The following is a 23,078-nucleotide window of genomic DNA, read 5'->3' on the forward strand; positions in this document are numbered from 1 at the left end:
TTGGTTAAGATGTGTAAAAACTGAGTTTTTCATGAAGAGTTAAGAAAAAGGAGAAAAGTTGAGTGAAATGAGGTGAAACTTATTAGAAGAGAGTTTATTTAAGTCGTTTTTATAGTACCAATGTCAGGTTAATAATAGACAGCAACGTTGGCATGGGGAATTGTCAAATATAATATGTAGTGGGCTTAAATATGTAAGGGAGCGTGAACTTCCTTTTTTTGATTTTGAGGTGGTTTTTATAGAGGTATTGACCGTGGAATTACCGAACCATCTTATACACGGAACGATAGAGATTTATGTTTCCTAGAGCCGATGGGTTTGCCCTTCGGTCTACTTTTCACACACTAGGACGCTGGGTAAATTTTATTCAACAATCAATTTGTCTCCGCCAAATTGGGATAGGGCTTCACGCACGGACCTTTCATGATCCGGCGGGATTGGTCTTCATTATCCGACGGGCTGTCTCTTCCAGCAAGATGGTGGGAATTTAGGATAAGCTCTATACAACCAAAAAAACCTGGCCTAGACCAGGTTTTTTATCGAAAGCAATGCCTCCATCGCTTAATGCTCTTAGGAGCTTTTTATATATTTCTATTATATGTTTTTTCTGTTTTATGTCAATATTTTTCTTATTTATGTCTTAAAAGACCTGTTTATTGTAAAACTTTACTTTTTATTATAGTTATAGAGTATATTTTGCGCCTTGGAGTATTGATTTTAGTTCTTCATAACTTTTGAACCCCATTTGATGTAGTAGATGATTATTAATTTCTGAAGCTTTTGTCTTTCCCATATTTTTTATATTTGAAGTTAATATAGTATTAAATATTTGTTTTAATTTACTTATATCTATGAAGAAATTTAAAATTTTTAGTACGTCTTTAAGTGATAGTATTGATGATTTTTCTCTGGATTTATTTTGGGGATTTAATTTGAATGTTCTTATTAATAATGAGTTTATATAAGTGTTTTTATTTGTTTCGAATCTAGAGATTAGTCTGTTGTGAGCACAGGAGTTTCTTAAAAGCAGTATAAAATCTAGCATATTTAGGAATTGGTTTCTTTTAGAGAGTTCTAGATCAAAGTCTGCCATTACTTTTTCCATTACTTCATCTTTTAGATAGTGGGTAAATCTTATTGTTTGACCAAATGTAAGTGTGAGTATCGCAATCCATATCGGAACAGCTACATTTAGATCAATAATCCCATTAAAGTCTCTATAGATTGCTACATTACTTGGAGCTATGTATGCTTTGTCTGTATAAAATGATTTATCTATGAAGTCATTTTGATTTATTAGGTTTGTTAGATAATATGGTTTAAATAATATGAAATTTTCAAAGTCATTATAATATTTTTTATATTGATAACTTGTAAATGGGTAGTTTTTTGAATACCTACAATATGTATCTGAGCTTGGATTATATTCTTTAGGATCCATAAAGTTATTTTTGTTAGTATACTGCATGGTATTTTCTAGTGTTGAGCAATATTGACCTGATACATGATTTGATATTGAAGTTTTTAATTTTTCTTCGACTGAATAAATGAGTTCTAAAATTGATATGCTTAGTTTTTTATCAAATAGATATATATTTAAAAAGTCATCAAAATTTACATTTTTGAATTCTTTAGGTTTGTTATTAGATAGTAGGATATTTTCAATACCATTAATGAGGTTAAAGTAGTTATATTTCTTTAATGCCTCTGATAGATTGTTTTCATCAAATTTCAAACCTCGATCTTGTAATTTTTTTATGATTTCATCGTTTGATTGATAAATTTTTATACTCATATTTTCTCCTTATATTATTTTAATTATAACATATGTTTATGGATATGTAATAGGATTAGTATAACTTGGAAATTTAAAATGAATAGGACTTTGATTTTTATCTTATCTTAAAGTTTTTTGATTTATTAATGACTTTCAGCACAATCTAGTTTATTATTATAATTAATAGGATTCTATTTAATTGTTGTAAGCTTTATTTTATAAAATTGGCGGAATATGTGTTATATATTTTTTCTAGAAAGATAGCTGATGCCGATGTAGATACAGAACCCTTTACAGAGAGAACCATGAGGTCCTACACGAGCCACGTAAATATGCCTTGATTTGGTCGTTCTAGGCTGCTAGGGCAAATTTAGCTTACCAACAAATTACTTTGTAATTTTGGACAAGCATAGACATGAGCCTGTGGGTTTAATTTTTGATTGGCTAGGTTGAAGGATTTAATTGCTTTATTATATATGGCATATATTATGTGGTTCTTATAAGAAATTGTTCAATGTTTGATGTTGAATATATTTTGCCTAAAAGTATGTTATCATTGACCATGACTTCTAGATATTTTGTGGAATGACCGGAAAATTTAAGAATATCACTCGTCTTTTTTTAGTGCTAGTTATCATCGAAGATAGAGATTTATATTGCTATTTGGTTATTTCATAAAGTGATGGCTTTTCTCATTTAGCCATATGGGGATTGTCTATTTTGTATTTGGAGGATATTTCCGGAAAATTTTTGTGATTTTCAAAAATATATATCTAAGCAAATACATTTTATTCTAGAATTTTCATGGTTTTGACCAATAAGGACGAGCTGTTTGGCTCGTCTTTTTCCATTATTGTTTGGATTTTTTTTTCTAATCACTTTTATAAAAACAAAAATCATTTAATTTGTAGGATTATATAAGGTTGTGAGGTATAATAAATCAAAAATATGGGGTGATTTTAATTTAAGGTGGTTGTTATGGACTATATTTTTAAAAAATATTATAAAAATGAGGATTATAAGCAGTCTTATGAGGATAGGGTTAATTTTGAAGCTAGTTTGAAGCTTGATTTCTTTGTGAAGGATTTTCCTTTATATTTTGTATTTAATTCCTACACTATTAATCTTATGGACAGGGTGAGGGTTTTGGATGTTAGGCTTGATGAGCTGTTTAGGTCTCTTCCTGATGTAGCTAAGTTTTCTTTTTTGGATGATATTATTGTTGAGGAGATCCATTCTAGCAATGAGATTGAGGGGGTTAGGTCTACTAAAGAGGATTTGCTTTTTACTAAGAAGGAGCTTGAGACTAATAAGGATGCTGATCTGAGGTTTTCTTCTATTATAAAGTCTTATTCTGCTTTAAGCTCTAATGATAAGGTCGATAGCCTTGAGGATATAAGGATTATTTATGATAAGGTGGTGGGTGATGAGCTTGCTAGGAATTCTTTGCCTGATTCTGATTTGTTTAGGCAAGGAGATGTTTTTATTAGGTCTAATAAGTCTTTTGATGGGTCATACATCCATAGGGGGCTTGATGCTGATTTATTGAATCCTTTTATGGAAAGATGGATTGGCTTTATTAATGATAAGGATCTGCATATTTTGCTTAGAGTGGCTATTGGGCATTATTTATTTGAGTATATGCATCCTTTTTATGATGGAAATGGTAGGGTCGGTAGGTTTGTTTCGAGTATGTATATTAGACATTCTTATTCTTTTATAACTTCTCTTGCACTTTCTAGGGGAGCTTTTATTAAGAAGTCTGATTATTATAAGTCTTTTAGGCAAACTAGTGAGAAATTTAATAGGGGAGAGCTTAATTATTTTGTGGATGAGTTTATTAAGATTATAATCAAGGCTCAAGAAGATATGAGAGATTTGTTGAGTTTAAATATTGCTAAACTTGATAAGGCTTTGGATTGGCTTGAAGATGAGTTTGCTGGAAAAGAAGAGATGATAAATATTTTGTTTGTTCTTATGCAGGATTATATTTTTGCTCTTGGGGAGGGCCTTAGCAGGAATTATTTGCTAGATGGACTTAAAGCTATTGGATATGGCAATATTTCTCAAAATATTAGATGTTTGGATTCGCTTGAGAGTGAGGGTTTTATTAAAAAGAATAAGCTTAGGCCGATTGTTTATAGCTTATCTGATAGTTTGGTTTCTTATATTGAGAATGATATATTATAGGGGCGAGCTTTTTGCTCGTCTTTTTTAAAGGATAATTTTAATTAGGATGTAAGAAAATTAAAGAGCTACTTTGATGAAAATTTTCTTGATAGCCCATTAATGCTTGCTTTAGTTGTGAAAAAATGATATAATTAGATAAGTTAAGGTATTGAAGGGAAGTGGGAGTTGCTTCCCTTTGTTTACTTATTTATTAATTTTAAGTTTTATATTATAATAGAAGTAAGAATTGATTTAAAGAAAAATTATAAAGGAGATTATGATGAGTGACGTTAGAGTTAGATTTGCACCTTCTCCAACAGGATATCTACACATTGGTGGTCTTAGGACAGCCCTTTTTAACTACCTATATGCTAGACACACTGGCGGAAAGATGATTTTAAGAATTGAGGATACTGATAGGACACGTTTTGTGGAAGGTGCCCTTGAAAATCTTCTTAAGGCCCTTAAATGGTCTGGTGTTGAGATTGATGAAGGTGTTATGCTTGATGAAAATGGAAATGTTACCGAAAAGGGTGACTTTGGTCCATATATCCAATCTGAAAGGGTTAAGGCTGGCATTTATGACAAATATATCGACCAATTAATCGATGAAGGCAAGGCTTATTATTGCTTCTGCTCTCAAGAAAGAGTGGATAAGGTTCGTGATCAAATGAGAGCTGATGGACTTACACCAAAATACGATGGTCTTTGCCGTTCTATTCCTCTTGAAGAAGCCAAACAAAGGGTTGCTAATGGGGAAGAGCACACTGTTAGACTAAAATTACCAAAGGACTATGATATTTCCTTTAATGACAGAATTAAGGGCAAGATTACCTTTAATACTGATGACCAAGATGACCAAGTTCTTATTAAGAGAGATGGTTTCCCAACTTATCACTTTGCTGTAGTTGTGGATGACCATTTGATGGGCATTACCCATGTTGTTCGTGGTGATGAGTGGATTTCTTCTACACCAAAGCATGTTTATTTATACGAGGCTTTTGGTTGGGAGGCTCCAGAATATATCCACCTACCTACAGTTTTAAATAAGGACCACAAGAAATATTCTAAGAGAAATGGCGATGGCATGGTTGAGGACTTTATCGAAGAAGGCTACACACCAGAAGGTCTTATCAACTTCCTATCATTACTTGGTTGGTCACCTGATAGTGAAGAAGAAATCTTTACTCTTGATCAATTAGCTAAGCAATTTGACTTTGATAGGGTAAATAAGACTGGTGCTGTCTTTGATAAGAAGAAACTTGACTGGGTCAATGGCCACTATGTCAGAGAATTAAGCCCAGAAGAGCTTGCAGAAGATATCAAGCCTTACCTAATTAAGGCTGGTCTAATTGATGAGTCTTATGACCATGACAAATTAGTTTTACTTGCAGAAACTTGGCAATCAGCTATTGATAAGTTCTCTGATGCAGCTGAACTTGTTAAAAACTACTATATAAAGAGTGCCGATATCGACTATGATGATGATGCAAAAGAGGCTATTTCTACAGATGATGCCAGAATCCTATTTAAGGCATTCTTAGACCATCTTGCAGAAGTTAAGGAAATTGATCCAGACTTTGCTAAATCAATCATGAAGACTATCCAAAAGGAAACAGGCATCAAGGGCAAGAACCTATGGTTCCCAGTAAGGGCAGCTGTAACAGGTTCAGTCCACGGTCCAGACCTATCAAATGCCTTCCTAATCATGGGCAAGGACCTAGTTAAGGAAAGGCTAGAATTTGTAAGGGATAATTTTTAATGAAAATTTATAATACTCTTAGTAGAAAAAAAGAAGTATTTAAACCAATCGAAGAAGGCAAAATCAAGATGTATGTCTGCGGACCTACAGTCTATGATTTTATGCACATAGGCAATGCTAGACCCCTAGTTGTTTTTGATACCTTCAGACGTTTTGCAAAATTTAGGGGTTATGATGTAAAATATGTGGTAAACTTCACCGATGTCGATGACAAGATAATCAAAAAATCAATTGAGGAAGGCATCACTACAAAAGAGGTCACAGACCGCTATATAGGCCAATATATGGCAGATGCCAAGGACCTAAACTTAGATGAAGAAGACACCATCCACCCAAGGGCAACCGAGGTGATGGATGATATAATCGCCTTCATAGATGGCCTTGTTAAGAAAGGTGTGGCCTACGTTTCAGATGGGGATGTTTACTTTGATGTAAGCAAAAAAGCTGATTATGGTAAATTATCAAGAAGAAATCTTGACGACCTCATGCACGGGGCCAGCAATAGGCTTGATAATGATGATGTAGGCCGCAAGAAAAACCCGGCAGACTTCACCCTTTGGAAAAAGACAAAAATTGAGGGCGAAGTGGCTTGGGATTCTCCTTGGGGAGCTGGCAGGCCTGGTTGGCACATAGAGTGTTCAACCATGAATAAGAAATTCTTGGGCGAAACCATTGATATACACGCAGGTGGGGAAGATTTGGAATTTCCTCACCACGAAAATGAAATAGCCCAATCTGAAGCCCTAAACGAAGTCAAATTTGCCAATTATTGGATGCACAACGGCATGATCCAGGTCAATGGGACAAAGATGAGTAAGTCTTTAGGCAATTTCTTTACTCTTGATGATATCAAGAAGGAATACGACCTAATGACCATCAGATTTTGGCTTTTGACCACATCATATAGGCAGCCAATTAATTTTACTAGGGAAATAATTGAACAAGCTCAAAATTCCCTAAATAGGCTAAATAACGCAGCCTTCAAGCTTGAAGAAGACCTAGCAAGGGCAAGCGATAGGCCTATGGATGAGAATGAAGAAAAACTTCTAGCAAATCTAGATGCGGCAGAGGCTAACTTTATAAGAGTCATGGAAGATGACCTAAATACAGCGGATGCCATTACAGTTTTATTTGACCTAGCCAAATTTATAAATACAAATATAAGCTCTGCTTCTTCAAAGGCCTTTATAGAAAAAACTAAGGCTCTTTATGACAGTCTCTACGATGTCCTAGGCCTTGTGGCCAAGAAAAAGAGCCTAGATATAGACGAAGACTTTATCTTAGCAAAAATTGAAGAAAGAGCTGCTGCCAAAAAGGCCAAGGACTTTGTAAAGGCAGATGCCATCAGGGATGAGCTTTTAGAAATGGGCATAAGCCTAAAAGATACCCGTGATGGGGTCAAGTGGGAGATAAGCTAATGGATAGAATATATGGCAGAAAACCAGTCCTAGACACCCTAGATTCAGATATTGAAATCTATAGGGCCTACATCCTAAGGCAAAATTCCAAGATAATTGACAAGCTTATAAAAAAGCTAAGGGCAAAAAATATTGAAATAGATTTTGTAGATAAGAGTTTTTTTGATAAAATAGATATGAACCACCAAGGGGTCGCCCTTGATGTGGAAAGTTTTAAATACAAGGACCTAGCTGACATCGATACTTACAAGAGGCTAATAATCCTAGATCAAATAGAAGATCCTCATAACCTAGGAGCCATAGTAAGAAGTGCCGAAGCCTTTGGCTTTGATGGGGTAATAATACCTGAAAGAAGGTCAGCTGAGGTAAGTCCAATAGTCTATAAGACAAGTGCTGGAGCAATAAATAACATCAACATAATTAGAGTAAAAAATATTTCTCGAACCATAGAAGAAATCCAAAAAGAGGGATTTTGGGTCTATGGCCTAGCAGGCGAAGGAAGCCAAGAGATAGATAAAACCGACCTTAAGGGCAAAATTGCCCTAGTAGTAGGTAACGAAGGTAAGGGTATCTCTAGACTTGTAAGAGAGAAATGTGATATACTAATTAATATACCGATGAAGGGTTTTGTAAATAGCTTTAACGCATCTGTTGCCTCAGCCATAGCCATGTATGAGGTCCTAAGACAAAATGGCTTTGACTAAAAAAAACATAACCTATGTTGATGGCTACAACGTCATAAACAAATGGCCGGACTTAAAGGACTTATCAAAAACAAACCTTGCAGCCGCAAGGGATATGCTCATAGAAGAAATGGCTGAATATAGCGTTTTGAGGGCGGAAGAGATGGTAATAGTCTTTGATGCCTATAATCTTGACAGACTTAAAGAAACCATAGAAACAAAATATAAGATGAAAATTGTCTATACAAAGAGGTTTCAAACGGCAGATACCTATATCGAAGCAGAGCTTGAAAGAGTAGGCCGTCGCCACAATGTCAAGGTCGTAACAGATGATGGGGCAGTGCAAAATATGGCCCTAGGCAAGGGAGCAAGCAGGATGACAGCCCTAGAGCTAAGGGGAGACCTCTTAGGCTTAAGGAGAAAGATTAAAAAAAGCCAAAAGGCAAATTTCAGTCACAACTACAGGTCTTATCCTATATCAAAATCTCTTGCAGCCAAACTTGACCAGCTTAAAATCAAGCTAGAAGATGAGGATAAAGATAAATAAATTCAAAATGGGTGATAATATGGATAAAATAAATTTAGAAGATAAGGAAACTTTAGAAAAGCTTAAAGATTATCTGGACAATCCGGATATGACCGATGAAGACTTGCTAAAAGTCATAGAATCTCTAACAGAAGACCAAAAAGAAGAAATCCTAGAAATAATCGCAGAAGATGACGAAGATTTTGACGATGATGATGACGATGATGACCTAATAGGATCAGCCAAAAAAGGAGTCAACACCTCCCTTGCCCCAATCAAGCGCAAGGATATGATGAAGCTATCAGACTTAAACAACGAAGAGATAGTAGAGCAATTCCAACTTGGCAACCAAAACGCCCTAGCAGCCCTAGTCGAAAAAAACCAGGGCCTAGTAAGGAGTCGTGCGTCCTATTTCTTTAGGTCCCACGGCAATGACCTAGACCTAGAAGACCTCGTCCAATCAGGTATGCTCGGCATGATAAGGGCAGCGGAGAAATTTGACCTAAGCCTAGGCTACAAATTTACAACCTATGCCTACAAGTGGATAGATAAGGCCATCAGAAAGGCCATAAATAAAGAAGGCCACACCATCAGGATCCCAGCAGGCAAATACTTAAAGCTAAATAAGCTTAAACAAATCTTAAAGGCCAACCCAGAGGCAAGCGATGAGGAACTCTACAGGATATTAGAAAACGAAGGCATCAACAAAAAACAAGCCGATGACCTCTTTTTAATAAATAGAAACCAAGTCAACTCCACCTCCCTAAATATCAACCTAGATAGCGAAGACTCCACAGGAGATGAGCTAATGGATATGGTAGGAGATGAATCGACCCCAGTAGATATGCTAATCTTAGAAAAAGACATGGAAAATTTCCTAATGCAAGCCCTAGATCAACTAACAGATAGGGAAAAGCAAATCATAATCTACAGGTATGGCCTAGACAACGAAAAACCAAAAACCCTAGAGCAAATAGGTTCTATTTACGACCTCTCCAGAGAGAGAATCCGTCAAATAGAAAACCAAGCCCTAGGCAAGCTAAAAGATTATTCTGATTTGGTTGGATAAAAAATTACAATACTCTTAGGATTTTAGATCCTAGGGGTATTTTTTAAATAAATTTTTTATAATTATTGTATATTTTTGATGTATTGAGGTAAAATGATAAAAACGATTCTTAGAGATTAGAAAGGATTTTTATGATTAAAGTTGAAAATTTTACTAAGGAATACAAGATAGGAAAAAAGGCGGTGGATGACATCTCCTTTGAGGCGAAAGATGGTGAAATCTTTGGATTTCTTGGTCCTAATGGGGCTGGTAAGTCTACTACCATCAAGTCTATTGTAGGGATAAATTCTAAGACTAAGGGGGAGATTTTTATAAATGGCCTCCGTATCGAGGATGACCCTATAGCCTACAAGAGCCAGTTTTCCTATGTGCCTGACAATCCAGAATTATTCGAAAATTATTCAGGAAATGAATATATAAATTTCATAGCAGATATCTATGGGGTGGATACTGAAACTAGGAAGGAAAGGCTTGATTCTTATTTGGATTATTTTGATATAAGAGAAGCCATGAAGGACCCTATTTCTACCTATTCTCATGGTATGGCCCAAAGGCTTGCCATAATCGGTGCCCTTATCCATGACCCACAGGTTTTAATTCTTGACGAGCCAATGGTCGGCCTTGATGCTAAGTCTGCCTTTAATCTTAAGAAGATCCTTAGGGAAAGGGCGGCAGCTGGCAAGTGTGTCATGTTTTCAACCCACGTCATGGAAGTGGCCCAGGAGCTTTGCGATAGGATTGGCATTATTTCTAAGGGCAAGCTTATCGCTATCGGAACTCTTGATGAGATTAAGCATATAGCCAACAACGACGGGTCTCTTGAATCAATTTTCTTGGAGCTTACAGATGAAAAGCAAGAATATTAAAACTATAGCAGCCTATGCTTTAAGGGAAAGTTTCTTCCCCTACAGGCCATCAAAGCAAGTCGCAAATATGCCTAAAAACTACTTGATGAGAATAATCCTATTTATCTGGACCTATGTATTTTTGGGAGCCATATTTATAGGGGTCTTTAAGGCATCCGCCATGATTTATGTGAGATCTGGTCAAAATTACATGTATTTTGTAAATTTTGCCATGGCCATCACCATGATGATCTTCATATTTTATGTGCCTGATATCCTCTCAAAGTATTTCATCAAGGCAGATATTTCTAATTACCAAACCCTACCCCTAAGCCAGGGCGAGCTTTTCTTGGGCAAGGTTATTGGTGGGATAAGCTCATTTTTTGACTTTTTCCTATTTTTTGCCATTGGCCTATATATATATTTTGGTGAGGCTGGTTTTGACCCAATGACTTTGATTTTGGGCCTTATCACCCTCCTTCCAATGATTGCCATACCTTATGGGCTTATTTGCCTGATGATTTTACTGATTAAGAAATTTACCAATGTCAATAGGCATGCCAAGCTTTTTAAGACCTTGGGTTATCTTTTGATGTTTGGAGTCATGGGAGTGATTTATTATTTCTCCTTCTCATCATCATCTAGTGGACCGAAATTTAATATAGATGTAGATAATGTCACATCAATGCTTGGAAATGTGTCAAATGTCTTCTTTAATGCTAAGATTTTTGGCATGGCACTTGCTGGGCCAATCCTTCAAAGACTGGGCTTTAGCCTTTTAATTTTAGTCCTTGCAGCTTGTATACTTTTCCTAGTTTACAAGCTTGGAGATAAATATTATTTTGATGCGGTCTTTGATGATCATATTGACATGGATAAGAAAAAGAAGGTAAAGAGCAAGGATGTTGAAATCCAATCTGCTAGCCAATTTAAGGATATTTTCCTAAAGGATATTAAGACCTTATTTTCAAATATAGTCTTCTTGTCAAGTCCTATTTCCATGGTAATAATCTTATCTATTTTGGGCTTTACCACAGGAAAGAATATACTAGAGGAGGTGGACCCAGCTATGATGCAAAGCTCCATGGCAGGTCTTATATCTTTTGTGGTAGCCTTTGGCGTAAGCCTTATGATTTGGACTAATGGCAATCCAGCGACCACTTCCCTTTCTAGGGAGGGCAAGAGCTTTTATTTAATCCAAACCCTACCAATAGACCCAAAGAGCCATCTTTTGGCTAGGTTTTCTTCTAGCCTTGCAGTTGCTTGTGCCTTTAATGTAGTCCTTACCATAGCCTACGGATTGATTTTAGATTTGGGCATCCTTAATAGCCTTTTATTCTTCCTAGGCCTAAGCATAGGAGGAGCCTTTGCGACTATGATTAGCCTTTACTTTGGGACCTTTGTGGTCAATACCAAGTGGAAGAAGCCTCAAGAAATCCAACAGTCAAATCCTGTTAAGTCAATAATTTTCTACCTGGGATCTCTATTAGTACTTGGCCTTCTTGTTGGAGGATTTTTCCTAATAAAAGAGCTTACTGGGTCAATGATTATACCATCTGTCATAATATTCATTGCATTAAGCCTAATAGTAGGCCTAATCTATATGGCTTGTCTTAAAAAATACAAGAAAGGATTTATGGACGTATAAAATTTCCCGACTTTAAAAAGTCGGGTTTTTTAGTATAGTAAGTAAGCAGAAAGGAAGAATTATGGAATATCAAAAACCCTTTATTTATATAGATACAAACTTTAGCCCAGCCGATGGGCTTTTTATAAAAATGGCCCTAGACTCTTATGATTTTGAGCTTGTGGGACTTTCAGCAAATAGGTCTTATATGTCAAGTAGGGCAGCTGGTGAAAATATTTTGGGCCTTATTAATAAGGAAGATTTATTTTTAAGTGTTGCAAAAAATTTCAATGATAAGGAATCAGTCCTTGATGAGGAGGTTTTTAAGGCAAAAGGTGATTATCTGGAAGATATGGATGCTTTTGAAAACCTCTACGACATAGCAAGCGACTGCGGAAGATTAGATATAATCGCAAGTGGGGACTTAGGAAACATTGCCAAGGGTCTAAGAGAATTTGATGACCTGATAGATTTTATCGACCACATATTTTTAATCTTGCCAGATGCCAAGAAAATGGATAAGGAAGACCTTGAAGACCTTGATTTTATCTTAGGATCAGGCATAGAAATATTTGCCATAGATGAGAAATTTGCAAAAAAATTCACCCTTGATGATGAAGATTTGGAAAAAATCAAAAACTCCGACCCAAATTTAGCAAGAATTTTGGAAAATTATGATAAAGAAGCCCTTGCTGGAGCCCTCCTTCTCTACCTATCCCAAAGGCCAGAAGCCTTTATCTTTGATGCGGCAGGTCTTAAGGTTAATTTTGATGAAAAGACTATCGACCATTCATCACAAAGACCAAAGGCCTATCTGGTAAATAAGGTGAACGAAGAAAGCTTTTATGACTACCTAAGAGGAGTCCTATGCAATTAAGGATGCCAGGGCCAAGGATTAGAAAAACGGGTATAGCAGTCCTTATTTCCATGATCATATCCCATTTTAGGCCTGGCGAGGGCCTTGCCTTTTATTCGGCAATTGCAGCAATAATTTGCATGCAGCAAAATGTCCACCAAACCTATCACAAGGGGCTAGGAAGGATAATAGGGACAATCTTTGGAGGCTTTGTGGGCCTTTTCTATCTCTTGATTTTCCCAGCTGGGTCAATTCCTGATCTTTTAAGGCTGATTATAACGGCAATCCTTGTGACAGTGGTAATATGGGTCATGGCAAATATAAATAAAAAAGATGCCGTATCTATAGCTGGCATTGTATTTTTGTCAGTTACCATCAACCACGCAGGCGACCTAGTGCCTTTTAATTTCGCCATCAACAGGATAATCGACACCTTAATCGGGGTTCTCGTGGCATTTTTCGTAAATTATATAGATTTTAAGATTAAAGAATCGTAATTTCAGACTTTTAAGAGCTAAATTTAGCTTCTTTTTTATATTTATTTTAACAAATTACTAAAATGTGGTATAGTAGGAGGGATAGAATATTGCATAGAAAAGAAAGGATTATTATGAAAAAACTTACTACTCAGAAACTCGTATACATGGGTTTATTTACAGCTCTAGTGTACATATTTTCAAGGTTTTTCCAAATTCCAATAGTAACTCCTCTTGGACAAACTAGGTTTCATTTGGGAAATGTATTTTGCCTTTTAGCAGGCCTTCTTTTAGGTCCAGTCAATGGTGGACTTGCAGCAGGTGTGGGCTCAGCTTTATTTGACTTATTTGACCCAGTTTACTTCACATCAGCTCCAGCTACCTTTATCACTAAATTTGCCATGGCCTTTGTAGCAGGCATGATTTACAAAAATAGGAAAGAACTTGTAGATAAACCAAAAATTGTTATCGGATCAATTTTAGGCCAAATCACCTATGTGGTTTTATACCTAGGTAAGACCTTTATTAAAAATAAATTTATCCTTGGTCTAACCCTAGAAGCGACTATGGCAGAAGTAATCCAAAAGGCAGGAGTATCACTTACAAATGCGGTTATTTCAATAATCATAGCATCAATATTGGCTATTCCTCTCCTAAAAGCTGTAAAATTTGACGACTAGTCTCCCAAATTGGGTAAATATTAATAATAAGTAGCCCAAGATAAGGAGATTAGACATGCAAAGAAGAGAGAAAAGATTTGAAATAGCTTGTCCCAAGTGTGGGGTAAACTTTGAAAAAGACTTGCCAACAGCAATTTTTGCTGATAAGCCAGAAAGAAATGAGATTTTAGAGGGGAAATTTGGGGAAATGACTTGTCCAGAATGTGGCAGGGCCTTTATCCTAAACTACCGCTTTGCCTATACAGATGAGTCAAAGTCTTTTATGATTATAAATGACCCAGACTTCATCGACAAGAAGGCAAGGCTAGCCTTTTCCACATCCCTTGGCCTAATTGGCCTAGATAGGAAAAACGAGCTTTATAAGCACAGGCTAAGAATAACTTATGACTATCCATCCCTCAAGGAGAAGATTTTAATCTTCGAAAAAGGCCTTGATGATAGGGTAATTGAGCTTATGAAATATTTCCTAGTCCATTCCGATGACTTTGCTTATAAGGTAGAACAAATCAAAAGCTTCTACTATGGGGCAGACAATAAATTCTACCTAGAAACAGCCCTCAATGTAGGGGCAAGCCTAGATTTTTCACAAACCCTATATGATACAATCGTAAATAATTACGGGGAAATCATCAAAAAAGACCTAAATCATTTGATAGATAGGTCCTGGGCAGAGGAATTTTTAAGGGCTAAATAAAATATTTTAATCATTTAAAAAGACTTGGCTATTTGATTAGCCTGGTCTTTTTTTGAATATTTTGTATAATTTTCCTATGAAGATAAAATTAGAAGAAAAAAAACAAAGAAAAATCGTATATGACATCCTAAATATATTTTTTGACCACGAAGACATAATTTTTACCGAGGATGATTTTGACCTAGCTATTGGCCATGAAGAAATTTTCTACAAGGGCAAGGTCTATAGTTTTGTTGATAATAAGAGTCTAAAGAGGACTTTGTATGAAATCTTATCGGCCCTTACTGGCTATGAGTCACCTTGGGGGACCCTTACAGGATCAAAGCCCTCCAAGCTTTTAAAAGCTAAGAGTTTAGAAGAAATCAAAGAGACCTACAAGGTCTCAGATGAGAAAATTAGGCTCTTAGAAGAGGTTAAGAGCGAACAAGAAAGGCTATCCTTTGATGAGAAAGTCTTTAGCCTTTATATAAATATCCCTTTTTGTCCCACTAGGTGTGATTATTGCTCCTATCCGACTTTAGTTGGTCCCCACCACGATAGGGGAGCCTATGTGGAATATTTAATTAGAGAAATAGAAGAAATCGACCTTCCAAGAGATCTTGATTCAATTTATATAGGCGGGGGTACTCCTTCGTTTTTGAGGGCAGATGAGACTATCAATTTGCTTGCTGCCATAAATAATAAATTTACCTACCAGGAATTTACCTTTGAGGCTGGCAGGGAAGATACGCTTGATAAGGCCAAGCTTGAGGTCCTAAAGGCAGGAGGAGTTGATAGGATTTCCCTAAATCCTCAGACCTTTAATAAAAATATCCTAAAATCTCTCAACAGGCCCTATGATTATGACCATTTCCTAAATATTTATAAAAAGGCAAGGGACCTTGGCTTTATAATAAATATGGACTTTATAATAGGTCTAGAAGGAGAAAGTTCGAAAGATTTTGCCAAGAATTTTAAAATCCTAGGAGAACTCTTACCGGATAATATCACCTTCCACGCCCTTGCTATAAAATCTGGGTCAAAGTATAAGGAGAAAGATTTGGCTGGTGAGAGAGACCAAGCCCTTATAATTTCAGAAAAAATTGATGAATTTACTAGGAAATTTTCCTACAAGCCCTACTATCTTTATAGGCAAAAAAATATCGTATCTAACCTCGAAAATGTCGGTTATCAAAGAAATAATACATCGCAGAGGTATAATATTATTATTAATGAAGAAATCTCAAATATTATTGGCCTGGGCATGAATGCCAATTCCAAGCTTAAAAATGGAAATAAATTCAGAAATCCTAGAAATTTAAGAGATTATTACCAGGGTTTTGATGAGATTTTAAGGGCCAAAAATAAGATGATTAAAGAATATTTGGAGGATATAAATGGATAAAGCTTATTCAGATTACGTATTTAAATTTTTTAGACAATTAGCAGAAATTCCTAGAGAAAGCGGCAATGAAAAGGAAGTATCTGACTTTCTTGTAAATTTTGCCAAGGAAAGAAACCTAGAAGTAAGCCAAGATGAGGCCCTAAATGTGATTATTAGAAAGCCTGCATCTAAAGGCTACGAAGATCATCCAATAGTTGCCCTTCAAGGCCACATGGATATGGTTTGTGTAAAAGTTGAAGGAAGCGATCACGATTTTGAAAAAGACCCAATCAAACTAATTGAAGAAGACGGCTGGATTACAGCTGATGGAACAACTCTAGGGGCAGATGATGGCATAGGTGTTGCCTTTATCATGGCTGTTTTAGACGATGATTCCCTAAAACATGGCCCAATTGAGGCGATTATCACAACAGAAGAAGAAACCTCAATGGGTGGTGCAGGCAGACTTGACCTTAGCCAAATTACAGCCAAATACCTAATCAACATAGATTCTGAAGAAGAAGGAATCCTAACTGTAGGCTGTGCAGGGGGTCTTGACCTTGAAGTAAATTTCCCTAAAGAATATGAAGATTCCCAAGGAGACTTTGTAGAAGTTGGCCTAAAAGGCTTTGCAGGCGGCCATTCAGGTATGGAAATAGATGAATTTAGGCTAAATGCTATAAAAACTCTAGCTCGCCTTATTCAAGGCATAGATGGCCTACAAATTGCAAGGGCAAATGGTGGAGTTAAGAGAAATGCCATCCCATCAGCAGCAAGTGCTGTATTTGCAGTAGCTAATAGGGATGAGGCAATAAAGTTAATCAATGAGAGAATTGCAGAGGTTAGAAACGAATACAAGGATGTAGATCCAGATGGTGAAATTTGGGTAAAAGAAGCTAATTTTGTTGGCAAGGTCCTAAGCAAAGACCTTTCAAAGAGAATTATTGACTTTTTGTACACAATCCACGATGGTCTATATAAAAAGGTAGACGGATCAATTGTCACAAGCTCAAACCTTGGCCTTCTAGAAGATAGGGAAGATTCAATCTTTGTCAACCTCATGAATAGGTCAGAAATCGACTCTCAAAAGGAAGACTGGGCCAAAAAACAAGCCCTCCTTGTAGAATATTTTGGCGGTAAAGCTGAAGTTGTAAGTGAATATTCTGGCTGGCAAAGGGAAGATTCTCCAATAATCGATCTTGCAAAAGAAGTTTGGAAGGATGTTCACGGAGATGAAATGGAAGTTTCTACAACTCATGGTGGCCTAGAATGCGGACTTTTCAAAAAGACCCTCAAAGATACAGAGATGATTTCCTTCGGTCCTGATATAGAAGGTGCCCACTCACCAGCAGAAAGGGTAAATATAGAATCAGTAGCAAATAACTACAAATTCCTAGTAGAATTACTTGAAAGAATTTAGTTAAATTAGCAATAGCTGAAATCTGCGAGGGTTTCAGCTATATTTTAATTTTTTATAAAATCGTTTGCAAATTAACAAAATTCGAGTATCCTTATATTAGGGAAAAGAATATATGACGAAGGAGGTATCATGTACGAACAAAAAGTAACGCTTTCAAATGAAATTGGTTTACATGCTAGACCAGCATCCATATTTATAAGACAAGCCGTTCAATTTCCTTGTGATATAAGTGTCGAAAAAGCAGGCAGGTCATACAATGCCAAGTCTATCATGTCAGTTCTGAGCATGAGTGCTTCTAAAGGCGATGACATAATCATAAGAGCAGAAGGCGACGAAGAAGAAGAAGCCGTTAAATCGCTAATAGATTTAGTAGAAAATAAGCTAAATAACTATTAGCATATAAATACTTACTTACTAACAAACATCAAGACGAGCAAGGGCTCGTTTTTTTGTGCCCTTTGGGGTATTGTGATTAGTGGAAGTTTATTGATAATCCCTAGTAAAAAGGTATGATTTAAGAGTAGAAAAAAAGAGAAGTATAAAGAGGTAGATATGACTGAATTATTAAAAATAGAAAATCTTCACGTTTCAGCGAAAGATAAAGATATATTAAAGGGTATTGACCTTAAGGTAGGAAAGGGCGAGGTCCACGTAGTCATGGGGGCTAATGGATCAGGTAAATCAACCCTTATGAATGCCATCATGGCCAATCCTATTTATGAAGTTAAGGAAGGAAAGATTTATTTTGAAGGCGAAGATATAACAGATCTTAGCGTTGATAAGAGAGCTAGACTTGGTATCTTTATGTCCTTCCAACACCCAGATGAGATTCCTGGTGTAAAATTATCAGACTTTCTAAGAATTTCTGAAGAGCAAATTACAGGTTCTAAACCAAAAATCCTTTCCTTCAATAAAAAATTACAAAAAGAGATGGAAGACCTTAAGCTTGATGATTCTTATGCCAATAGGTATGTAAATGTAGGCTTTTCTGGTGGAGAGAGAAAGAAATCAGAAATCCTACAAATGCAAATGCTAAGTCCAAAGCTTGCCCTACTTGATGAGACAGACTCAGGTCTTGATGTCGATGCGGTAAGGATTGTATCAAAGGGTATAGAAGACTTCCTAGATGGGGAAAAATCTGTAATAATCATCACCCACCACAGGGAAATTTTAGCCAATATCAAGGCTGACTATGTTCACATTCTAAAAGATGGCAAGATCAAATATTCAGGAGGCGATGACCTAATGGATAGGATCGAAGCTGAAGGATACGAATGGGTGTAATATGAAAGAAATCAATATTGAAGACCAACTAAAGGATATTGACCGCGGTTATTATGACTTTTTTAATGAATTTATCTATTCAGATATCACTGAAAAGGGTCTAAATGCTGATATAGTCAACGAAATATCCGATAAGAAAAATGAACCAGAATGGATGAGAAAGAGAAGATTAAAATCTCTTGAAATATTTGAAAAGACACCAAACCCTTCTTGGGGACCAGACTTATCTGAGCTTGATATGGCAGATATCACAACCTATGTCAAGCCACCAACAGATAAGAAAACTGCCTGGGAAGCCCTACCTGAAGATATAAAAGATACCTTCGATAGGCTTGGAATACCACAAGCTGAGCAAGAAAGCCTTGCAGGTGTAGGTGCCCAATACGATAGTGAGGAAGTTTATCACTCTATCCAAAAACACCTAGAAGACCAGGGAGTAATATTTATGGACTTCACCTCAGCTATTAGAGAGCATGAAGACCTAGTCAAAAAATATTTCCAAAAGGCAATCCCACCTACACTTCATAAGTATGCAGCCCTTCACGGTGCCGTTTGGTCAGGTGGTTCCCTAATCTATGTACCAGAAGGAGTAAAGGTAGATATACCTCTCCAATCCTACTACAGGCTAAATGCCCCAGGAGCTGGACAATTTGAACACACAATGATAATAGCAGAAGATAATTCTAGGGTTCACTTCATAGAAGGTTGTTCTGCGCCAAAATACAATGTCGTAAACCTACACGCAGGTTCAGTAGAAATTTTTGTCGGCAAAAATGCCGAAGTAAGGTTCTCAACTATAGAAAACTGGTCAAGGAATATGTACAACCTAAACACCAAACGTGCCATAATCCAAGAAGGCGGCAAGATGATTTGGGTATCAGGATCCTTTGGATCAAAGGTATCCATGCTTTATCCAACTTCAGTCCTTGCTGGTAGAAAGGCCAGAGCAGAATATACAGGTATTACCTTTGCAGGTGATGGCCAATATATTGATAATGGTTGCTCTATGATCCACCTTGCTCCAGAAACCTATTCAACAGCCCTAACCAAGTCAATTACAGCAGGCAATGGTAAGTCCATGACTCGTTCCCTAGTTGAAATGAGGAAAAACTCAGCCGGTTCAAAATCAACCGTAGACTGTGAAAACCTCATGATTTCAGAAGGTTCCCAGTCAGATACCATACCAGTGCTTGATATTAGAAATGACGATGTAGACTGTGGCCATGAGGCAAAAATCGGTTCAATTGACCAAAGCCAGGTATTTTACCTAATGAGCAGGGGGATTCCAGAAGATGAGGCCAAGTCAATGATAGTAAGAGGTTTTGCAGAGCCAGTATCAAAGCTCTTGCCTCTAGAATATGCAGTTGAGATGAATAATCTAATCGATATGGAACTTGAAGGAGCAAACGGCTGATGACAAAGATAAATCAAATGAGACAGCCAACTTGGGCCTACCTAGGACTAAATTCGGCTGATTATGAATTAGTAGAAATAGAAAAAATTCCTTTTGAAAATGCAAACTCAGAAGGCAGCTTAGATAAAGTAGATGCGGCTTTTGCTAGCGAAATTTACGGTCTAAGCGATGAAATAAAAAAAGAAAACAAAGACTTTAGAAATTATTACAAGGCTTATGATATCAAGGATAAAAAGGATACAGAATTTATTCACTTTAAGCTTGATGATGAAAATAATATCCTAGTTTCTGCCATAGACATAAATGCAGGAAGGGATTCTGAGTCTTCCTTCCTGGTTGATTTTTCTGACCAAGGAGCCGAAAAAGTTTTTATCAACTCACAAATAAGGGTAAATCTAGAAGAAGACTCTAAGGTGAAATTAGTAGTCCTTGTTAATCTATTAAGTGAGGCAACAAACCTTAACTCCATAGCCACAAGGCTAGGAGATAGGGCAGAGCTTGATATCACCTATATAGAAATAGGAGCCAGCCAATCTATGGTCAACATCAGAAATATCCTAAGAGGTCATAAGGCCAAGGTCATAGAAGATGGTATTTACTTCAAATCCAAGGAAGAATACCTAGACCTAATGGCTGTAAATGAGCACTACGGCCTAGAAACAGACTCATCTGCCCTCTTCAATGGGGCCTTAAAAGAAAGAGCTGAAAAGAATTTCAAGGGCATAGTAGACCTTAGACGTGGATGTACCAAGGCAGATGGCAAGATAGGAGATTATTCTATGATGCTATCAGATCAGGTCATCAATAAGTCTGCCCCAATCCTACTCAATGAAGAAAGAGAAGTAGCAGGCAAGCATGCCGCAAGCGTGGGCAGGATGAACAGGGAAATGCTCTTTTACATCATGAGCCGTGGTTTTAGCAAAAAGCAAGCAGAATCAATGATGCTAGAGGCAAACTTTGCCCCTGCCATAGATAAAATTGAGGACGAAGATCTAAGAAATCACATCAAAGACCAAGTCCACAAGCTAAATAGCAGGCATTAATATGGATATAGAAAAAATTAGAAATGACTTTTCCTACCTTGACTCAAAAAAGGTAGGAAAGGATGTAATCTACCTAGATACAGCAGCAACTAGCCAAAAACCTAACAGGGTAATAGAAGCTGTTGATTCTTATTATAAGTACAAAAACGCCAATCCCCACAGGGGAGCCCACTATTTGTCATGGGTAGCCACAGAGGCTTATGAAAATGGTAGAGATGTCATAAAGAAATTTATAAATGCAGGATCAAGGAATGAAATAGTCTACACCAAGACTACAACCGAAGCCCTAAATCTCTTGGCCTATTCCTATGGCCTAGACAATCTAAAGGCAGGCGATGAGATCCTAATCACAATCCTAGAGCACCACGCAAATCTCGTTCCTTGGCAAATGGTAGCCAAGGCTACAGGGGCAAAGCTAGTCTATGCCTACCTTAAGGAAGATGCTTCCCTAGATTATGATGACCTAAAAGCAAAAATAAACGATAAGACAAAAATTGTCTCCATAACAGGAGCTTCAAATGTCACAGGCGAGATTATAGATGTCAAAAAAATAATCACCTGGGCCAAAGAAGTAGGTGCTACAACTATAGTAGATGCAGCCCAATTAATAGCCCACAAGAAGGTCGATGTAAGAGATTTAGATTGTGATTTCCTAGTCTTTTCAGGCCATAAAATCTACGCCCCAATGGGCATAGGCGTCCTTTATGGCAAGGCTGAGTTTTTAGATAAGATGAAGCCTTTTAATCTAGGCGGAGATATGATAGAATATGTCTATGAAGAATATTCAACTTTTGCAAAAGCACCCCTCAAATTTGAGGCGGGTACACCAAATGTAGGTGGGGTAATAGGTCTGGTTGAAGCGATAAAATATGTAGAAGAAATTGGCATGGATAATATTCACGCTCATGAGATGGAACTAACAGAATATGCCTATGACTTAATTAAGGACATAGAAAATATAAAGATAGTTCATCCAAAATCTGCCGAAGAAGGAGCCCTAATCTCCTTCGCCTTCACAGACATCCACCCACACGACATATCCTCAATCCTTGACAGCAAGGGGATAGCAGTAAGAAGCGGCCATCACTGTGCCATGCCACTTCATACCTATCTTGGCCTAAGCTCCACAGCCCGAGCCTCCTTTGCTATTTATAACACCAGGGAAGAGGTCGAAATCTTTGCAAAAGAGCTTAGAAATGTAAGAAAGGTAATGGGACTATAATGGATATGCAAGAAATATATAGTCAGATAATCCTAGATCATTCAAGAAATCAAGCCAACAAGCATGACCTAGAAGATCCTGACATCAAAGAAGACGGCCACAACCCATCTTGTGGTGACGAGATAGTATTACAACTAAAATTAGATGGGGATAAAATCGTAGATGCAGCCTTCACAGGCGATGGTTGTGCCATAAGCCAGGCAGCCACATCCGTAATGTGTGACATGTTAATAGGCAAAACCAAAGAACAGGCTGACAAGATGGCAGACATCTACCAAAGAATGATCAAAAGAGAAGATGTGACAGATGAAGAGCTAGAAGAATTAGAAGATGCAGTGGCCTTCCAAAACATCAGAAACATGCCACAAAGGGTAAACTGTGCTCTTTTGTCATGGAACACCCTAAGGGCAGTCTTAGATGAAGAAAAATAAGCTAGAAAACCTAGAATTTATCACATCCCTAATCACAGTAGGCTTAGTCTACATTCTTTGCTTCCTCCAATACAAAAAGGAAAACAAATTTTGGTGGCTAATCCTCTTAGTAGCGATATTAATGACTGCCAATGCATATGTAAAATACAAGAAAACCAAGGCTGAGAACTAAAAGTTCTTGGCTTTTTTCTTGTATGACGGGCATGTCCTCAGGCTGGGGTGAAATTCCCTACAGAGCGTAGTTACCAACGAATCTAATAGCGACCCCGAAGTTTTAGGTGGCGACATCTAGGAGAGAAGAACGGGTAGCGAAATCGTG

22 protein-coding genes are annotated in these 23,078 nt (G+C 37.0%); 21 read left to right on the top strand and 1 reads right to left on the bottom strand.

Features of this window, described 5'->3' with window-relative positions; all coding sequences use genetic code 11:
- Positions 1-682: 682 nt before the first annotated feature.
- The gene (locus ACCQ42_RS09360) at positions 683-1,795 is read right to left on the bottom strand and encodes an Abi family protein (RefSeq protein WP_410035997.1); all 1,113 of its coding nucleotides are present in this window, start codon (positions 1,793-1,795) and stop codon (positions 683-685) included.
- Between the two features lie 960 nt (positions 1,796-2,755).
- Here ACCQ42_RS09360 and ACCQ42_RS09365 point away from each other — a divergent pair.
- The 21 genes from ACCQ42_RS09365 (at position 2,756) to ACCQ42_RS09465 (ending at position 22,931) form a co-directional block, all read left to right on the top strand.
- Positions 2,756-3,967, top strand: coding sequence for a Fic family protein (locus ACCQ42_RS09365; protein ID WP_410035998.1), 1,212 nt, complete (start codon positions 2,756-2,758; stop codon positions 3,965-3,967).
- A 259-nt stretch (positions 3,968-4,226) separates the two neighbouring features.
- A complete protein-coding gene (gene gltX / locus ACCQ42_RS09370; RefSeq protein WP_265238701.1) occupies positions 4,227-5,708 on the top strand; it encodes a glutamate--tRNA ligase in 1,482 nt (493 codons plus the stop codon).
- Positions 5,708-7,126 carry a cysteine--tRNA ligase gene (cysS, locus tag ACCQ42_RS09375; protein ID WP_410035999.1) on the top strand — a complete coding sequence of 473 codons (1,419 nt, stop codon included), beginning with the start codon at positions 5,708-5,710 and terminating at the stop codon, positions 7,124-7,126. The genes gltX and cysS overlap by 1 nt, the downstream gene beginning before the upstream one ends.
- Entirely contained in the window at positions 7,126-7,830 is a 705-nt protein-coding gene (rlmB, locus tag ACCQ42_RS09380; RefSeq protein ID WP_106461446.1) for a 23S rRNA (guanosine(2251)-2'-O)-methyltransferase RlmB, read from the top strand. The genes cysS and rlmB overlap by 1 nt, the downstream gene beginning before the upstream one ends.
- The gene (locus ACCQ42_RS09385) at positions 7,817-8,356 is read left to right on the top strand and encodes an NYN domain-containing protein (RefSeq protein WP_410036000.1); all 540 of its coding nucleotides are present in this window, start codon (positions 7,817-7,819) and stop codon (positions 8,354-8,356) included. The genes rlmB and ACCQ42_RS09385 overlap by 14 nt, the downstream gene beginning before the upstream one ends.
- A 7-nt stretch (positions 8,357-8,363) precedes the next feature.
- Positions 8,364-9,404 (top strand): sigma-70 family RNA polymerase sigma factor, encoded by a 1,041-nt coding sequence (locus ACCQ42_RS09390; RefSeq protein WP_399525091.1) that lies wholly within the window; start codon positions 8,364-8,366, stop codon positions 9,402-9,404.
- 131 nt (positions 9,405-9,535) lie between these two features.
- Positions 9,536-10,270, top strand: coding sequence for an ABC transporter ATP-binding protein (locus ACCQ42_RS09395; protein WP_265212764.1), 735 nt, complete (start codon positions 9,536-9,538; stop codon positions 10,268-10,270).
- Positions 10,251-11,897, top strand: coding sequence for a hypothetical protein (locus ACCQ42_RS09400; protein ID WP_410036001.1), 1,647 nt, complete (start codon positions 10,251-10,253; stop codon positions 11,895-11,897). Before ACCQ42_RS09395 ends, ACCQ42_RS09400 begins: the two co-directional genes overlap by 20 nt.
- Before the next feature lie 61 nt (positions 11,898-11,958).
- Positions 11,959-12,753: a nucleoside hydrolase gene (locus tag ACCQ42_RS09405; protein WP_410036002.1), complete on the top strand. Its 795-nt coding sequence runs from the start codon at positions 11,959-11,961 to the stop codon at positions 12,751-12,753.
- Entirely contained in the window at positions 12,744-13,229 is a 486-nt protein-coding gene (locus ACCQ42_RS09410; RefSeq protein ID WP_106461451.1) for an FUSC family protein, read from the top strand. Before ACCQ42_RS09405 ends, ACCQ42_RS09410 begins: the two co-directional genes overlap by 10 nt.
- A 113-nt stretch (positions 13,230-13,342) precedes the next feature.
- Positions 13,343-13,888, top strand: coding sequence for an ECF transporter S component (locus ACCQ42_RS09415; RefSeq protein ID WP_410036008.1), 546 nt, complete (start codon positions 13,343-13,345; stop codon positions 13,886-13,888).
- 55 nt (positions 13,889-13,943) lie between these two features.
- Positions 13,944-14,582, top strand: a complete 639-nt coding sequence (locus tag ACCQ42_RS09420; protein WP_106461453.1) for a CpXC domain-containing protein — start codon at positions 13,944-13,946, stop codon at positions 14,580-14,582.
- 76 nt (positions 14,583-14,658) lie between these two features.
- A complete protein-coding gene (gene hemZ / locus ACCQ42_RS09425; RefSeq protein ID WP_410036003.1) occupies positions 14,659-15,966 on the top strand; it encodes a coproporphyrinogen dehydrogenase HemZ in 1,308 nt (435 codons plus the stop codon).
- The gene (locus ACCQ42_RS09430) at positions 15,959-17,365 is read left to right on the top strand and encodes an aminoacyl-histidine dipeptidase (protein WP_410036004.1); all 1,407 of its coding nucleotides are present in this window, start codon (positions 15,959-15,961) and stop codon (positions 17,363-17,365) included. Before hemZ ends, ACCQ42_RS09430 begins: the two co-directional genes overlap by 8 nt.
- A gap of 129 nt (positions 17,366-17,494) precedes the next feature.
- A complete protein-coding gene (locus ACCQ42_RS09435; protein ID WP_106461456.1) occupies positions 17,495-17,761 on the top strand; it encodes an HPr family phosphocarrier protein in 267 nt (88 codons plus the stop codon).
- A gap of 156 nt (positions 17,762-17,917) precedes the next feature.
- Complete coding sequence (gene sufC / locus ACCQ42_RS09440) at positions 17,918-18,649, top strand: Fe-S cluster assembly ATPase SufC (RefSeq protein ID WP_410036005.1); 732 nt, start codon at positions 17,918-17,920, stop codon at positions 18,647-18,649.
- 1 nt (position 18,650) lies between these two features.
- Positions 18,651-20,063 carry a Fe-S cluster assembly protein SufB gene (gene sufB, locus ACCQ42_RS09445; protein WP_106461458.1) on the top strand — a complete coding sequence of 471 codons (1,413 nt, stop codon included), beginning with the start codon at positions 18,651-18,653 and terminating at the stop codon, positions 20,061-20,063.
- Positions 20,063-21,106 (top strand): SufD family Fe-S cluster assembly protein, encoded by a 1,044-nt coding sequence (locus ACCQ42_RS09450; RefSeq protein ID WP_106461459.1) that lies wholly within the window; start codon positions 20,063-20,065, stop codon positions 21,104-21,106. Before sufB ends, ACCQ42_RS09450 begins: the two co-directional genes overlap by 1 nt.
- Before the next feature lies 1 nt (position 21,107).
- The gene (locus ACCQ42_RS09455) at positions 21,108-22,328 is read left to right on the top strand and encodes a cysteine desulfurase (RefSeq protein WP_410036006.1); all 1,221 of its coding nucleotides are present in this window, start codon (positions 21,108-21,110) and stop codon (positions 22,326-22,328) included.
- Complete coding sequence (gene sufU, locus ACCQ42_RS09460) at positions 22,328-22,759, top strand: Fe-S cluster assembly sulfur transfer protein SufU (RefSeq protein WP_106461461.1); 432 nt, start codon at positions 22,328-22,330, stop codon at positions 22,757-22,759. The genes ACCQ42_RS09455 and sufU overlap by 1 nt, the downstream gene beginning before the upstream one ends.
- On the top strand, positions 22,746-22,931 hold the full coding sequence (locus ACCQ42_RS09465; RefSeq protein ID WP_410036007.1) for a hypothetical protein: 186 nt from the start codon (positions 22,746-22,748) through the stop codon (positions 22,929-22,931). Before sufU ends, ACCQ42_RS09465 begins: the two co-directional genes overlap by 14 nt.
- The last annotated feature ends 147 nt before the right edge of the window (positions 22,932-23,078 follow it).

Source organism: Anaerococcus kampingae, assembly GCF_046365475.1.
Classification (GTDB): Bacteria; Bacillota; Clostridia; order Tissierellales; family Peptoniphilaceae; genus Anaerococcus; species Anaerococcus kampingae.

What these genes read in the sequence shown, in the direction of transcription:
- ACCQ42_RS09360 (WP_410035997.1), bottom strand. Translation starts at nt 1,795, where the DNA reads ATGAGTATAAAAATTTATCAATCAAACGATGAAATCATAAAAAAATTA.
- ACCQ42_RS09365 (WP_410035998.1), top strand. Translation starts at nt 2,756, where the DNA reads ATGGACTATATTTTTAAAAAATATTATAAAAATGAGGATTATAAGCAG.
- gltX (WP_265238701.1), top strand. Translation starts at nt 4,227, where the DNA reads ATGAGTGACGTTAGAGTTAGATTTGCACCTTCTCCAACAGGATATCTA.
- cysS (WP_410035999.1), top strand. Translation starts at nt 5,708, where the DNA reads ATGAAAATTTATAATACTCTTAGTAGAAAAAAAGAAGTATTTAAACCA.
- rlmB (WP_106461446.1), top strand. Translation starts at nt 7,126, where the DNA reads ATGGATAGAATATATGGCAGAAAACCAGTCCTAGACACCCTAGATTCA.
- ACCQ42_RS09385 (WP_410036000.1), top strand. Translation starts at nt 7,817, where the DNA reads ATGGCTTTGACTAAAAAAAACATAACCTATGTTGATGGCTACAACGTC.
- ACCQ42_RS09390 (WP_399525091.1), top strand. Translation starts at nt 8,364, where the DNA reads ATGGGTGATAATATGGATAAAATAAATTTAGAAGATAAGGAAACTTTA.
- ACCQ42_RS09395 (WP_265212764.1), top strand. Translation starts at nt 9,536, where the DNA reads ATGATTAAAGTTGAAAATTTTACTAAGGAATACAAGATAGGAAAAAAG.
- ACCQ42_RS09400 (WP_410036001.1), top strand. Translation starts at nt 10,251, where the DNA reads ATGAAAAGCAAGAATATTAAAACTATAGCAGCCTATGCTTTAAGGGAA.
- ACCQ42_RS09405 (WP_410036002.1), top strand. Translation starts at nt 11,959, where the DNA reads ATGGAATATCAAAAACCCTTTATTTATATAGATACAAACTTTAGCCCA.
- ACCQ42_RS09410 (WP_106461451.1), top strand. Translation starts at nt 12,744, where the DNA reads ATGCAATTAAGGATGCCAGGGCCAAGGATTAGAAAAACGGGTATAGCA.
- ACCQ42_RS09415 (WP_410036008.1), top strand. Translation starts at nt 13,343, where the DNA reads ATGAAAAAACTTACTACTCAGAAACTCGTATACATGGGTTTATTTACA.
- ACCQ42_RS09420 (WP_106461453.1), top strand. Translation starts at nt 13,944, where the DNA reads ATGCAAAGAAGAGAGAAAAGATTTGAAATAGCTTGTCCCAAGTGTGGG.
- hemZ (WP_410036003.1), top strand. Translation starts at nt 14,659, where the DNA reads ATGAAGATAAAATTAGAAGAAAAAAAACAAAGAAAAATCGTATATGAC.
- ACCQ42_RS09430 (WP_410036004.1), top strand. Translation starts at nt 15,959, where the DNA reads ATGGATAAAGCTTATTCAGATTACGTATTTAAATTTTTTAGACAATTA.
- ACCQ42_RS09435 (WP_106461456.1), top strand. Translation starts at nt 17,495, where the DNA reads ATGTACGAACAAAAAGTAACGCTTTCAAATGAAATTGGTTTACATGCT.
- sufC (WP_410036005.1), top strand. Translation starts at nt 17,918, where the DNA reads ATGACTGAATTATTAAAAATAGAAAATCTTCACGTTTCAGCGAAAGAT.
- sufB (WP_106461458.1), top strand. Translation starts at nt 18,651, where the DNA reads ATGAAAGAAATCAATATTGAAGACCAACTAAAGGATATTGACCGCGGT.
- ACCQ42_RS09450 (WP_106461459.1), top strand. Translation starts at nt 20,063, where the DNA reads ATGACAAAGATAAATCAAATGAGACAGCCAACTTGGGCCTACCTAGGA.
- ACCQ42_RS09455 (WP_410036006.1), top strand. Translation starts at nt 21,108, where the DNA reads ATGGATATAGAAAAAATTAGAAATGACTTTTCCTACCTTGACTCAAAA.
- sufU (WP_106461461.1), top strand. Translation starts at nt 22,328, where the DNA reads ATGGATATGCAAGAAATATATAGTCAGATAATCCTAGATCATTCAAGA.
- ACCQ42_RS09465 (WP_410036007.1), top strand. Translation starts at nt 22,746, where the DNA reads ATGAAGAAAAATAAGCTAGAAAACCTAGAATTTATCACATCCCTAATC.